Raw genomic sequence first — 13,137 nt, forward strand, 5'->3', positions numbered from 1 at the left:
TGGTCGTATGAATTTTGTTCAGATGTCGACGTGTCCAATGGGCGGATTTCCCACCGGATTGGCCCGGCGGGCCTAGACTTTCACTACGTGGAAAAGCGTCAACCATCGTCCGCCAGACGTTGCTGCGGACACCGAGGTGCATCATGCGTATGGCAAGAACCGTGCAGAGAAGCCTGGAAAAGGCTCAATGCGAATATGACATCGTCACCCACCCTCACTCGGCCAGTAGCCTGGAAACAGCGCGAGTCGCGGGCATTCCTGCCGAGCGGGTAGCCAAGTCGGTCATCCTCGACGACCACCACGGCCATTACCTGATGGCCGTGTTGCCCGCCAGTCGCCACCTGGACCTGAGCAAAGTCCGCAGCAGCGGCGAATGGCAGGTCTCTCGCGAAAGCAATCTGCCGCACCTGTTCGATGACTGCGAACGTGGCGCCGTGCCGGCCCTGGGTGAGGCTTATGGGCTGGACGTGGTCATCGACCCGCTGCTGACCCGGCAAAAAGACATCTATCTGGAAGCCGGCAATCACATCAACCTGCTGCACATGGACATGCCGCAGTTCCTGAAAATGGTGCCGCATGCCGAGGTGCGGGAGTTGAGTCATTGAGTTTCGCGACGCCAGTGCCGCCGTCATCGCGGGCAAGCCTCGCTCCCACAGTGATTGATTTGAGCCGCAGATTTGTGATCAACACTGAACCTGTGGGAGCGGGCTTGCCCGCGATTGACCGCGCAGCGGTCACCCATTCAAGCCTTCCCCAAGGAGCCAGCCATGGAAAACCCGACCCACAGCCTCCCATCGCTGTTCAAACAACTCGGCCTGCCCGACGACGCCGAAAGCATCGATAAATTCATCGCCACCCATTCGCCGCTCAAACCGGAACTGCATTTGGCGGATGCGTTCTTCTGGACCCAGAGCCAGGCGGATTTTCTGCGCGACGATATTCTGGAGGATGCCGATTGGGCGGAGGTGGTGGATCAGCTGGATGTGATGTTGAGGAAGGGGCGGGGGCTGTAGACGTTCAATTCTCTGGCGGCCACTGACGGGATGTATGAACCAGAGCCAGTATCCAGATTGCGTTCACTGCCTGTTCATAAACAATGCGATAACTCTGATGTGGGATCAGTTCGCGAGTGCCTGCAATGATTCCGGCAGGGCCGCTTTCAGGGTGTGAGCAAGCCTGGATATCGCATCGCTGAAGCGATTGTCCATGTCGATGGCCGCTTTCGGGTTGCTGGCATACAGGTAGTCCCAAATATCTGCACGATCCTGTGCGGCTTCTCGCGTCCAGATTATCTTCATTGTTCTGTGGCTGCCTTCCCACGTCTGGCGGCGAACGCTGCTTCCACTTCCTCATTCGTCAGGCCGTTGCCGCTGTGCATCGAGGTGCGGGCGACGTCCACTTTGCGTTGCAAGAAGGCCTCGTATTCACGAGATTCTCGTTGCGTTTGGACAAACTGGCGCATCATTTCCCGGACGATTTGTGAGGCAGGACGATGGGCGGCTTCTGCTTCGGCCATGAATTGTTCGCGCAAATCTGCTTCGAGTTTCATTGTAAAAACGGCTTGTTTTGACATGGTGAGTATTCCTGGATCTGGTACTAAGAAAGTATATACATCATCAGTACGTTGTCTGGTCCATCGCGTTCTGCTTGCGACGGGCGGAAACCAATTTGTTTCAAAACTTGACGGAAAAACCTCTCCAATGCCATATTGATAGTTAGCAAACTAACAGTGTGTGTTTTCTCCCGTGCCGAATAACCTCGACGCTCTCCAGATGAACATCAGCAGCTCCATGGTGGTGGCCGCCAGGCATTGGCGGAAGATCTGCCAGAGCACGCTGGTCAACTATGGAATTTCCGAAGCCTGTGCCGTGCCGTTGTTGATGATCGGGCGCCTGGGCGAGGGTGTGCGGCAGGTGACAGTGGCGCAGGCGGCAGGGATGGAGAGTCCGTCCCTGGTGCGTTTGCTCGATCAGCTGTGTCATGCCGGCTACGTCTGTCGTACCGAGGATGCCCAGGATCGCCGCGCCAAATGCCTGAGCCTTACCGACAGCGGCCGGACACTGGTGCAAGCCGTCGAAGTTGAACTGGTACGCCTGCGCAATGAGGTGCTCGAGGGCATCGATCAGCGCGATCTGGAAGCCACGTTGCGTGTGTTGAAGGCTTTTGAGTTGGCCGTTCCGTTTCCGGTGGTCAACCCTTGAACGGCTTTTTTACCGGCATGCCCCCGGCGCGGGACTGGTTCTTTGGCGTGCGCACGTTCGCCGCCTCGATGATTGCGCTCTACATCGCCTTGCTCATGCAAATGCCGCGTCCTTACTGGGCGATGGCCACGGTGTATATCGTTTCCAGCCCGTTTGTCGGCCCCACCAGTTCCAAGGCGCTGTACCGCGCAGTGGGCACTTTTCTCGGCGCTGCGGCGGCGGTTTTTTTCGTGCCGATGTTTGTCCAGAGCCCCTATGTGCTGGTGCTGGCCATTGCGCTGTGGACCGGGATTCTGCTGTTTCTGTCCCTGCACCTGCGCACCGCCAACAACTACGCCTTGATGCTCGCCGGTTACACCTTGCCGCTGATCGCCCTGCCGGTGGTGAATAACCCGTTGGCCGTGTGGGACGTGGCCGAGGCGCGCACGGAGGAGATCTTCCTCGGTATCGCTGTGGCGGCGGTCGTCGGCGCGATGTTCTGGCCGCGGCGGCTGGCCCCGGTGTTCAACGATTCGGTGAGCAAATGGTTTGCCGATGCCTCGACCTACAGCCTGCAATTCCTCAGTCGCCAGGTGCAGCCCGGCGAAATCAGTGCGTTGCGTGCGGCGATGGTGACGACTTTCAACAGCCTGGAACTGATGATCGGCCAGTTGCCCCACGAAGGCGCGCGGCCGCAAACGGTGCGCAATACCAAGGAACTGCGCGGGCGGATGATTCACCTGTTGACCGTAGTCGACGCCCTTGACGATGCGCTCTACGCCCTGGAACGGCGCACCCCCGAACTTGTGGACAAGTTCGCGCCACTCCTCGGCGCCGCCAGCGAATGGCTGCAACACAAGGACGCGGACATCCATCGTTGGCAGGCGCTGAAAGACCAGCTCGAAGCCCTGCAACCCAGTGCCGGGGCGCTGCAGGATCGCAAGCAGCTGCTGTTCTCCAACGCGCTGTACCGCCTCGGCGAGTGGATTGATCTGTGGCAGGACTGCCGCAGTCTGCAAATCGCCATCCAATGCGAAAACCTGGACAGTTGGCGCGCGGTGTATCGGCATTGGCGCCTCGGGCGGCTGTCGCCCTTTCTGGATCGCGGCCTGATGCTTTATTCAGCGGCGTCCACCGTCACTGCGATCATTGTCGCGTCGGTGCTGTGGATTCTGCTGGGCTGGACCGACGGCGGCGCCGCGGTGATTCTGGCGGCGGTGGCGTGCAGTTTCTTCGCCTCGATGGACGACCCCGCACCGCAGATATACCGGTTCTTTTTCTGGACGGCGATGTCGGTGTTGTTCGCCAGCCTTTACCTGTTTCTGGTGCTGCCCAACCTGCACGATTTCCCGATGCTGGTGCTGGCGTTCGCCGTGCCGTTCATCGTCGTCGGCACCCTGACGGTCAAACCGCAGTTTTACCTGGGCATGTTGCTGACCCTGGTCAACACCTCGTCCTTCATCAGTATTCAGGGCGCATACGACGCGGACTTCCTCAGCTTTGCCAACTCCAATCTGGCCGGCCCCGTGGGCTTGCTGTTTGCATTCGTCTGGACCCTGATCGCCCGGCCCTTCGGCGCCGAGCTGGCGGCCAAGCGTCTGACCCGTTTCAGCTGGCGCGACATTGTCGGCCTGTCCGAGCCCGCCACGCTGGCCGAGCACCGGCACCTGGGTGTGCAGATGCTCGACCGCTTGATGCAGCATTTGCCGCGTCTGGCCATGACCGGCCAGGACACCGGCATCGCCCTGCGGGAAGTCCGCGTGGCGTTGAACATGCTCGATCTGCTCGCCTACGCGCCGCGTATCGACGGGACGCCGAACGCGCTGCTGCGTCAGGTGGTGGCCGAGGTTGGCGAATACTTCAAGGCGTGTCTCAAGGCTGGCGAGCGCTTGCCCGCGCCGAGCCCGTTGCTGATGACCATGGACCGTACCCGTCGCGCGCTTGGCGGTGCGGGCGATGATGAAACCCGCCTGCATCTGTTGCACGCCTTGAGTGGCTTGCGCCTGGCGTTGTTGCCCGGCGTCGAATTTGTCGGGTCCGCCGAGCTCGAAGAACCGCTTCCCCATGGGATCGATGGAGCGCCCTTATGATTGGTGATCTGGATCTGAGCGGGGTGTTCCTGCCCACGCTGCTGGTGCTGATGGGCATTACGTATGTGTTGTTTCTGTTGGTGCACGGGGTGCTCACGCGCCTGCACTTTTACCGTCTGGTCTGGCACCGGGCATTGTTTAACGTGGCTCTCTACGCCTTGCTGCTTGGCGTCGTGGACTCACTCAGTCGATACCTGATGACATGAAAAAACCTTTATTGACCATCGGCCGCGTGGTCCTGACCCTGTTGATCGTGAGCTTCGCCGTGGTCGTGGTCTGGCGCATGGTGATGTACTACATGTTTGCCCCCTGGACCCGCGACGGCCACATCCGTGCCGACATCGTGCAGATCGCCCCGGACGTCTCCGGGTTGATCCAGCAAGTGGACGTGCGCGACAACCAGCCGGTCAAGCGCGGCCAGGTGCTGTTCAGCATCGATCAGGACCGCTTCAAACTGGCCCTGCGCCAGGCGAAAGCCGCAGTCGCCGACCGCGAGGAAACCCTGGCCCAGGCCCAGCGTGAAGCCAAGCGCAACAAGGGCCTGGGAAATCTGGTGCCCGCCGAACAGCTGGAAGAAAGCCAGTCCAGGGTCGCCCGCGCCCAAGTGGCGTTGATGGAAGCCCAGGTGGCAGTGGACAGTGCCCAGCTCAACCTCGACCGCTCGGTGATTCGCAGCCCGGTGGACGGTTACGTCAACGATCGTGCGCCGCGCACCCAGGAATTTGTCAGTGCCGGGCGGCCGGTACTGTCCATCGTCGACAGTAATTCGTTTCACATCGACGGCTATTTCGAAGAAACCAAACTGGACGGCATCCATGTCGGCCAGAGCGTCGACATCCGGGTGATCGGTGACCGCGCGCGCCTGCGTGGCCACGTGGAAAGCATCGTCGCCGGTATCGAAGACCGCGACCGCACCAGCGGCAATAACCTCTTGCCCAACGTCAACCCGGCGTTCAGCTGGGTGCGTCTGGCGCAGCGGATTCCGGTGCGGATCGCCTTCGATGACGTACCGGCGGATTTCCGCATGATCGCCGGGCGCACCGCGACCGTATCGATCATCGACGACCAGTTCCAGGAGCCGGCGCAATGAGCAAAGCCTCGGGTTTGGCGGTTGCCGGGTTAGGCCTGTTGCTGTCGGCGTGTCAGGTGGTCGGGCCGGACTATCACCTGCCGGAGGCGGCGGCCATCCACCGTGAGGACTTGCGGGGCGAGCTGGCGGTGGAGGGCAAGCCGGTGGTCTCGGCGCCGGTGCCTGCCGATTGGTGGCGCCTGTATCGGGACCCGCGCCTGGATCAACTGGTGCAGCAGGCCATGGCCTCCAACACTGATCTGCGCGTGGCGGCGGCCAGTCTGTTGCGCGCGCGTGCGCAAGTGGACGAGGCCGAGGCGGCCGGTGGCTGGAGCGGCGGCGTGAAAATGGGCGCCGAACGTTTGCAGGAGTCCGGCCAGGCCTTCCTGTTGCCGGAAAAGGTGCCGGTGGCCAACATCGGCGATATCGGTATTTCCGCGTCGTATCAGTTCGACCTGTTCGGTACGCTGCAGCGCGGCATCGAAGCGGCCAAGGCCAATGCCGATGCCACCCAGGCCGCCGCCGATACCGCACGCATCACCTTGGTAGCCGATGTCGTGCGCGCTTACACCCAAGTCTGCGCGGCCAACGAAGAGCGGGAGATTGCCCAGCACTCGCTCGACCTGCAATCCCAGAGCACTACGCTGATCCAGCGCTTGCGCGATGCCGGACGCGGCGACGAAACCCAGGTCACGCGTTCGCAAACCCAATTCAAGTCATTGCGTGCCGACATGCCACGTTATGAGGCGGCGCGTCAGGCCGGGCTGTTCCGTTTATCGATGCTGCTGGCCAAACCGGTGGATCAATTACCGGCGGGCACCGCGACCTGCGCCGAACTGCCGAAAATCGCGCAACTGGTGCCCGTGGGCGATGGTGCAGCGTTGCTCAAGCGTCGTCCCGACGTGCGGCAGGCCGAACGCCGACTGGCCGCCGCGACTGCCGGTATCGGCATCGCCACGGGCGAGCTGTACCCGAACATCAGCATCGGCGCGACCATCGGCACCGTCGGCATCCTCGGTGATCTCGGCGAGCCCTCCACCAATCGCTGGGGCTTCGGACCGTCGCTGACCTGGACCGTACCGTCCAACGGCACCCGCGCACGCATCCGTGAGGCCGAAGCCACGACCCAGGGCGTGTTGGCGCACTTCGACGGCGTTGTACTCAACGCCATTCGCGAAACCCAGACCGCCCTGACCCAGTACTCGGCGCTGCTGCAACGCCGCGATGCCCTGGCCGATGCCGAGCAATCGGCGAAACTGGCGGCCGACCAGACCCACCGCTTCTTCCAGGCTGGCCGCGCGTCGTTCCTGGCGGACCTGCAAGCGACGCGCACCTATACCGACGTCACGGCGCAATTGGCGACGGCGAACACGCAAGTTGCCATGAGCCAGATCGATTTGTTCCTCGCCCTGGGTGGTGGTTGGGAAAGCGGACGAACGCAAGCGTCGAACTCCAGCAAACCCTGAGGCCGTTGCTATGCTTTGAAGTGTTGGAGGGGCGTTGGAGCAAAGCGCCCTTGCTTCGCACAAGGCTCGCGCAGGTCATGGGGAAACCAATAATGAAAAACCCTTATGCTCTCGGTTTCTGGTGCGCCGTCGTGGCGTTGGTGCTGCTTTCGGCCACCTATTTCTACGGCATCATGCTGACCCTCCAGATCGACAAGGCTCTGGTGTTTCTCGACAGCGCCACCGCGCTGATTGCCGTGATGTCCATCGCGGTAGTGGCCTGGGCTTCGGTCCAGAACCAGCGAACCAAAAAAAGACAACTCGAACAAGGCAAGACCCTGGTGCTGATCTGGGACACCAAGGTCGCACTGCGTCGTGTCGAAACGGTGTTCGATCGCTATTTCTGGGGCAGCTACTGGCAACCGGGGCGCACGTTTCAGGAAGTCATGGGCGAACTGACCGGCACGCCGCTGGAAAAGAGCCTGGAGACCTTGAAAAAGCAATGCCTGGAGCTCGACAAGCAAGTGGCCGACGACGGCTGGCACTGGCTCAACAATGCGCGAGAACTGGCCGATGTCGCCACGGCCATGGCCCGCGAACGCTATCAGCTGGATTTCTGCGACCCGCGGGGGGAAGTGATGGGCGGGGCGGTGATCAATCGCGACTTTGAAGTGTTGGTGTACACCTGGACTGCGCGGCTCAAGACCTTTGATCACCAGCTCGATGAGATCGAGGTTCAGTATTCCTGATTCTGTGTCGTCAGGTCTGACGCCATCGTCGGAACGCCATCGCGAGCAAGCTCGCTCCCACAGGAGTTCGCATTCCAATGTGGGAGCGAGCCTGCTCGCGATGGCGATCGCATGGACATCGAATACTTACCTGCATACGCAGCCCCATAGACACTCTTTCACCTTTAATCCTTGGGCCGTCCATCGCGCCTGATGCTACTCTGCATCCCACTTTCAGCGCTGTCGCGTCCGCAACCCGCCATGGGTTCAGGGAAGACGACTACACCTTAAACAACGGACATTGATTGGGTCATTCATGAATAAATCAGCAGGCGTGCTTCTGGGAATCGTCGTTGCCATCGGTGCTATCAGCGCTGGCGGTGCCTGGTACACCGGCACCAAGATTGAAGGGGTGGTGAACGCCTCCCTGGCTGACGCCAACCAGCAGCTGCAAGCCGCGCTGGTCGGTCATAAAGGTACGGCGTCACTGGAACTGGTATCGCTGGAGCGCCACGTGTTCAGCAGCACCGCGCACTATCGCCTCAAGGGCGAGGGTGAAATGTTCGGCGAGGAGCCGGTCGAGCTGCTGTTTGTCGACCATATCGAACACGGTCCGCTGCCGTTCTCGCGCCTGGTATCGCTGAAGTGGTTGCCGGTCATGGCCACCAGTCACTACGAACTGGAAAAGACACCGCTCACCGAAAAATGGTTTGCCGCCGCCAAGGATGTCTCTCCGCTCAAAGGCGTGGTCAATATCGGCTACGACAATTCCACCAATGGCACGCTGGAAATGCTGCCACTGGAAACGGCACTGGATGACAAGTCCAGCCTGAAGTTTTCCGGCCTGAAGCTTGATGTCGCGGCCAGCGCCCAGGCGCAGAAGGTCAAGGCCGACGGCTACATGGACAGCCTGAAGCTGATCACCGTTTCTGAAGATCAGGCACCGGTGCAGGTTGAATTGAACGGCCTGACCCTGGCCAGCAACCTGAGCAAAAGCACCTACGGCTATTACACCGGCGAGAACACCGTCTCGCTGAGCAACAGCCAGACCACGTTCGGTCCCAAACAGTCAGTGCTGGGCCTCAAGAATTTCGAAATGAAGAACCAGACCGCAGAATCAGGCACCAGCGCCTCCGGACGTGCCGATTACAAGGTGGGTGAAGTGTCCTTGAACGGCAAGGCGATCGGTTCGGCACAGATGGCGATGAGCCTGAAGAACCTCGACATTCCGGCAACGATGTCGCTGATGCAGATTTACCAGAGCAAGCTGCAACCCTACGAGCAGCTCGCCGCCGAGGCCGCCGAGGCGGGTCAGCCGGTGCCGGAACTGAAGCTGACCGACGCCGAAGAGACGCAACTGAAAACCGGTCTGGAGCAATTGCTGGCGGCCGGCCCGCAGGTGGCCCTGGAAAATCTCTCGTTCAAGACCACCAACGGCGAAAGCCGCGCCAACCTGGTGCTGGATCTGACCAAGCCGCAATCGATCGAATTGCCGACCGACCAACTGATCAGGCAGTTGATTGCGCTGTTGGACATCAATGTCCAAGTGTCCAAACCAATGCTGGTTGATGTGTTCACCGTGCAATCGCAAATCGACGGCCAGACCGATGCCAAGCTGATCGCCGATCAGGCCACCGCCACTGCCGACATGTTTGGCAGCATGGCCGTCGGCTCGCAACTGGCGAAACTGGATGGAAGCAACATCGTCAGCAAACTGCACTACGCCAACAATCAGGTCGAGTTCAATGGCCAGAAAATGACCGTCGAAGAATTTGTCGGTTTCGTCATGAGCAAATTTGCTGGCGCAGGCGAGGTTCAATAAACCGCAACCCTTCAGGAAACGCCCGGCCTCTGCGCAATGCTGGCGCCGGGCGTTTCGCTTTCTGCGGTTGATGCGGTCGACCCTATCCTCGTCACCGTGTTCAGATACGGCTGTAGGACGGTTCTGAGATGCACTGCTCAATTAAAAAAACGGCGCAATTGTTCAAGGTTGCGCCAAATCCTGGTGCCACCCTATGAAAGCTCCAGCTATAGTTTGCACGCCGACGACGGCCCCACCCGCACAAGGTACTCCGGCATGACCCGATTGACCTCTCTGAACCCTTGGCTAGTGGCCATAGCAGTCGCCCTTTGCGTGCAATTGCCGGCGCAAGCGGCACCGGCGACACAGGCGACACAGGCAACCCAGGAGCGTTTTACCCTGAACATCCCAGGTGTGTCGGATGACCGTTTGTTCACGTCTGCCGCTGCCAGCGATGCCCCGGGCTGCGGCGGGCACAACGTTTCACCGGCACTGAGCTGGAATGCCGGCCCGACCGGTACGCTCAGTTACGCCATCGTCATGCACGATCCGGATGGCCAGAAAGGGCAGGGTGTCGATCACTGGGTGCATTACGGCATCAAAGCCACCACCCACCAGATTGCCGCCGGCGTCGGCGCAAAAGCCACGCTTGAAGGCGTGGCCGGCATCAACAGCAAAGGCACGGCCGGTTACGTCGGCCCTTGCCCGGCGGCTGGCGACAGCGCGCACCACTACATCATCCAGATCTACGCCCTGGACCTCGCCCCGGACGCATTGCCGGCAGGCCTGACCCGTGCGCAGCTGCTGGAAAGAATCAACGGTCATGTGCTGAAAAACAGCAGCGTGGTCCGGCGCTACCATCGCTGAAGCCTGATCACTTCAGCGGCTTTGCAGAAAGCTGAAGTGCGCGGCCTTCCGGGGATTTGGCATCCCTCCCCGAAAGCGCGCACTATCAGCCTGTAGTCGATGCGTTGGAGGATGCCGTGACAAAAAAAATCGACCGCATCGCCCAAATGCTCAACTGCCCGGAAAAGGGCGAGGAACTACGGCGAGCGATTACCGAGAGTCGCAAGGATTTTCTGCTGAATCAGCCGGACGAAGACATTGTTGAAGATGACATGCTTGAAGATGAAGGCTTCGAGGATGACGAAGACGATGATGAATACGACGAGTTTGATTGGACGACGGAATGAGAAAACCGCTTAGGCGGTTTTTTTGTGCCCGCAAAAAAGCCCCAGACCCCTAAGGCCTGAGGCTTTCTCGTTTCTTTGGATGGAGCACGGGGCGGGATTCGAACCCACGCCCCTGCCTTCGTAGTCCCGAAAGCCAATATTCAGAATCAAAGTCGAAATTGCCGGTAATCCTTCGGCGTATAGAAAAACGAACAAAGCTGTTCAGTATTTTATTCAAGCGGTCGATACAGCTCGTGCCAATCAACAATAACGCCTTCGTGGACACGACCCGTTATGAATAAAAACCTCCGATTCAGCCACAAGATCCTCATTGTGGCGTCGCTGATCGTGGTAGCCGCCTTCGCGCTATTCACGCTGTACAACGACTACCTCCAGCGCAACGCCATTCGCAAGGATCTGGAAAACAACCTCCATGAAATGGGCGACATGACGGCGGCCAACATCAAGAACTGGTTTGACGGTCGCACGTTGCTGGTTGAAAACCTGGCGCAAAACGCGGCCTTGAACCCACAGATGGCCAGCATCACCACGTTGATGGCACAGAAAACCCTGGTGTCGAGCTTCCCCAGTACCTACGTCGGTACCGCAGCAGGCGAGTTCGCCATCCTGCCTGATGCGAAGATGCCGGATGGGTACGATGCTCGCACACGCCCCTGGTACAAGCTTGCCGAGGCCAGCAATACCGTCGCCATGACCGAGCCTTACGTCGAGATGGCCACTAACACGCTGGTGGTCTCCATGGTGGCGGCCATTCGCAAGTCAGGGCAGACCGTCGGCGTGGTCGGCGGTGATGTGAGCTTCGGTGCGCTGGTCGACATTATCGACAAACTGGATCTGGGCGGTGTGGGTTACGCCTTCATGGTCAGTTCCGATGGCAAGGTGTTGGTCCACCCCGACAAAAACATGCAGATGAAGACCCTGAGCGACCTCTTCCCGCAGGGTACGCCACGGATCAACGGCGAGTTGACCGAAGTCCAGGCCAATGGCCAGACCCGCATCGTCACTTTCGCCCCGATCAAGGGTTTGCCTTCGGTGAACTGGTACATCGGCCTGTCCATCGACAAGGACAAGGCCTTTTCCAGGCTCAGTGAATTCCGCGCGTCGGCTGTGATTGCCACCGTGATCGCCGTGGTTTTCATCATTGCCCTGCTGGGCATGCTGATTCGTCTGCTGCTGCAACCTCTGCAGGCCATGAGCAAGGCTATGGAAGATATCGCCGAAGGTGAAGGCGACCTGACCAAGCGCCTGGTCATTCATACCCAGGACGAGTTCGGCATTCTCGGGAACGCCTTCAACCGCTTCGTCGAACGGATTCACACCTCGATCCGCGAAGTGTCGTCGGCCACCGAGCAGGTCAACGAAGTGGCCCTGCGTGTCGTGAGTGCATCGAACGCTTCGATGGCCAATTCCGACGAGCAGGTCAACCGTACCAGCAGCGTTGCCGCCGCGATCAATCAACTGGGGGCTGCCGCCCAGGAAATCGCACATAACGCCGCGCAAGCTTCGCAACACGCAAGCTCCGCCCGCCACTTGGCCGAAGAAGGCCAGCAAGTGGTCAATCGCAACATTGAGGCCATGAACCGCCTCTCGGACCTGATCGTCACCTCCAGTTCGCACATCGAAACGCTGAACAGCAAGACCGTGAACATCGGTCAGATCCTCGAAGTGATCACCAGCATCTCTCAGCAAACCAACCTGCTGGCGCTCAACGCGGCAATCGAAGCGGCGCGTGCAGGCGAGGCGGGACGTGGCTTTGCCGTGGTAGCTGACGAAGTTCGCAATCTGGCCCACCGCACCCAGGAATCGGCGCAGCAGGTGCAGAACATGATCGAGGAGCTGCAAGTCGGCGCCCGTGAATCGGTCAATACCATGGGTGAAAGCCAGCGCCACAGCCAGGACAGCGTGTCGATTGCCAATCAGGCAGGCGAGCGCTTGGGCAGCGTGACCCAGCGCATCGGTGAAATCGACGGGATGAACCAGTCAGTGGCCACTGCCACTGAAGAGCAGACAGCGGTGGTCGACTCGATCAACATGGACATCAATGAAATCAACACGCTGAACCAGGAAGGCATGGAAAACCTGCAGTTCACCTTGCGCGCCTGTTCGGATCTGGAACAGCAGGCCAGCCGCTTGAAGCATTTGGTGGGCAGCTTCCGGATCTGATGAGTTCCGCGCACAAAAAAGCCCCAGACCTTGCGGTCTGAGGCTTTCTCGTTTCTATGTATGGTGCACCAGGCGGGATTCGAACCCACGACCCCTGCCTTCGGAGGGCAGTACTCTATCCAGCTGAGCTACTGGTGCAGCGCGGGCGCCATGATACTCATATGCACCGCAGGCGTCCATGCTGCTGAATCGTCTGCGTTTTTCCAAAGCGTAACCTGTGTTTGCTACGTTGATCAGAAAAACGCAGCAAAAAAGTCGATTTCGTTCTTTTTTTCGAACGCCCTATTGTCCTTTACCCCCTTTGATCCTAGGATTCGTTTGAGATTTCAAACGCTCTTGTCTGGGTGCTGAACCGCACGAATCCAATACGTGCGCTATTTATGTGCTTCAGCCCGGTGAATGATTTCCCTGACGGCAGCCTACTGAGGCGCCTTTCTACAATCATAATTTGCTCCGCATCCATTGCGG

General features: G+C 59.7%; 12 protein-coding genes, 1 tRNA gene and 3 pseudogenes. 13 read left to right on the forward strand and 3 right to left on the reverse strand.

From position 1 onward, the window contains the following. Nucleotides 1-143: 143 nt before the first annotated feature. Entirely contained in the window at nt 144-605 is a 462-nt protein-coding gene (locus ACGJAX_RS06800) for an aminoacyl-tRNA deacylase (RefSeq protein ID WP_047536019.1), read from the forward strand. 162 nt (nt 606-767) lie between these two features. After that, nucleotides 768-1,013 carry a DUF2789 domain-containing protein gene (locus ACGJAX_RS06805; RefSeq protein ID WP_390958025.1) on the forward strand — a complete coding sequence of 82 codons (246 nt, stop codon included), beginning with the start codon at nt 768-770 and terminating at the stop codon, nt 1,011-1,013. A gap of 4 nt (nt 1,014-1,017) precedes the next feature. Here the strand turns inward: ACGJAX_RS06805 and ACGJAX_RS06810 are convergent. Continuing rightward, nucleotides 1,018-1,298 (reverse strand): annotated as a pseudogene (locus ACGJAX_RS06810) (type II toxin-antitoxin system RelE/ParE family toxin). Then, a complete protein-coding gene (locus ACGJAX_RS06815; RefSeq protein WP_390958027.1) occupies nt 1,295-1,573 on the reverse strand; it encodes an antitoxin of toxin-antitoxin stability system in 279 nt (92 codons plus the stop codon). Before ACGJAX_RS06815 ends, ACGJAX_RS06810 begins: the two are co-directional and overlap by 4 nt. Nucleotides 1,574-1,772: 199 nt before the next feature. Here ACGJAX_RS06815 and ACGJAX_RS06820 point away from each other — a divergent pair, with 199 nt between their 5' ends. The 11 genes and pseudogenes from ACGJAX_RS06820 to ACGJAX_RS06870 form a co-directional block, all read left to right on the forward strand. Then, on the forward strand, nt 1,773-2,201 hold the full coding sequence (locus ACGJAX_RS06820) for a MarR family winged helix-turn-helix transcriptional regulator (protein ID WP_090327720.1): 429 nt from the start codon (nt 1,773-1,775) through the stop codon (nt 2,199-2,201). Continuing rightward, complete coding sequence (locus ACGJAX_RS06825; protein WP_390958029.1) at nt 2,198-4,270, forward strand: FUSC family protein; 2,073 nt, start codon at nt 2,198-2,200, stop codon at nt 4,268-4,270. The genes ACGJAX_RS06820 and ACGJAX_RS06825 overlap by 4 nt, the downstream gene beginning before the upstream one ends. Continuing rightward, nucleotides 4,267-4,476, forward strand: coding sequence for a DUF1656 domain-containing protein (locus ACGJAX_RS06830; protein ID WP_047536034.1), 210 nt, complete (start codon nt 4,267-4,269; stop codon nt 4,474-4,476). The genes ACGJAX_RS06825 and ACGJAX_RS06830 overlap by 4 nt, the downstream gene beginning before the upstream one ends. Next, nucleotides 4,473-5,360 carry an efflux RND transporter periplasmic adaptor subunit gene (locus ACGJAX_RS06835; protein ID WP_390958031.1) on the forward strand — a complete coding sequence of 296 codons (888 nt, stop codon included), beginning with the start codon at nt 4,473-4,475 and terminating at the stop codon, nt 5,358-5,360. Before ACGJAX_RS06830 ends, ACGJAX_RS06835 begins: the two co-directional genes overlap by 4 nt. Further along, nucleotides 5,357-6,805 (forward strand): efflux transporter outer membrane subunit, encoded by a 1,449-nt coding sequence (locus ACGJAX_RS06840; RefSeq protein ID WP_390958033.1) that lies wholly within the window; start codon nt 5,357-5,359, stop codon nt 6,803-6,805. The genes ACGJAX_RS06835 and ACGJAX_RS06840 overlap by 4 nt, the downstream gene beginning before the upstream one ends. A 92-nt stretch (nt 6,806-6,897) precedes the next feature. After that, complete coding sequence (locus ACGJAX_RS06845; RefSeq protein WP_090327733.1) at nt 6,898-7,533, forward strand: NADH:ubiquinone oxidoreductase subunit N; 636 nt, start codon at nt 6,898-6,900, stop codon at nt 7,531-7,533. A gap of 295 nt (nt 7,534-7,828) precedes the next feature. Then, entirely contained in the window at nt 7,829-9,334 is a 1,506-nt protein-coding gene (locus ACGJAX_RS06850) for a DUF945 family protein (RefSeq protein ID WP_390958035.1), read from the forward strand. A 255-nt stretch (nt 9,335-9,589) separates the two neighbouring features. Continuing rightward, nucleotides 9,590-10,180, forward strand: coding sequence for a YbhB/YbcL family Raf kinase inhibitor-like protein (locus tag ACGJAX_RS06855; protein WP_390958037.1), 591 nt, complete (start codon nt 9,590-9,592; stop codon nt 10,178-10,180). Nucleotides 10,181-10,236: 56 nt separating this feature from the next. After that, entirely contained in the window at nt 10,237-10,506 is a 270-nt protein-coding gene (locus ACGJAX_RS06860) for a hypothetical protein (RefSeq protein ID WP_247256730.1), read from the forward strand. Between the two features lie 426 nt (nt 10,507-10,932). Beyond that, a pseudogene (locus tag ACGJAX_RS06865) lies at nt 10,933-11,763 on the forward strand (cache domain-containing protein); the annotation flags it as partial. A 309-nt stretch (nt 11,764-12,072) separates the two neighbouring features. After that, nucleotides 12,073-12,669, forward strand: a pseudogene (locus ACGJAX_RS06870) (methyl-accepting chemotaxis protein); the annotation flags it as partial. 61 nt (nt 12,670-12,730) lie between these two features. Here ACGJAX_RS06870 and ACGJAX_RS06875 read toward each other — a convergent pair. After that, nucleotides 12,731-12,807 (reverse strand) — tRNA-Arg (locus ACGJAX_RS06875). Nucleotides 12,808-13,137 lie beyond the last annotated feature (330 nt).

Source organism: Pseudomonas moorei, assembly GCF_042846945.1.
Classification (GTDB): domain Bacteria; phylum Pseudomonadota; class Gammaproteobacteria; order Pseudomonadales; family Pseudomonadaceae; genus Aquipseudomonas; species Aquipseudomonas moorei.